Origin of the sequence: Priestia sp. SIMBA_032, from assembly GCF_046535215.1 — a bacterium.
GTDB classification, from domain to species: domain Bacteria; phylum Bacillota; class Bacilli; order Bacillales; family Bacillaceae_H; genus Priestia; species Priestia aryabhattai.
The window spans coordinates 1-259 of sequence record NZ_JAWRXD010001003.1 but is presented as its reverse complement, the minus strand read 5'-3'; the positions used below and the strand labels follow the sequence as shown (position 1 = coordinate 259).

The following is a 259-nucleotide window of genomic DNA, read 5'->3' as shown; positions in this document are numbered from 1 at the left end:
CCCGCTGGTGTCCGAGGGGTCGAGCGAGCCCAAGCTGCATTGGCTGCTCGCCCGGGCACTCGACCGGGCGGGGCGGCACGATGCGGCGGGTGAACATCTGGCGCACAGCGGCTGGTTCGTGCCACCGATAATGCGCCGGCGCGACCGGGAAATGCCGGAGGCCTTGTACCAGGCTCTCGAGAGCCTGGATACCGAGGGATGGGACACCCAGGCGCCGGACGACGAGCGCCCCCGGCCTGTGTTCGTCCTGGGCTGGCCC

General features: G+C 71.4%; 1 protein-coding gene. It reads left to right on the top strand.

Annotation, left to right across the window (positions count from 1 at the left end; genetic code table 11):
- On the top strand, nucleotides 1–259 hold a 259-nt coding region (locus tag SB717_RS37370; protein ID WP_410908172.1), incomplete at both ends, for a hypothetical protein.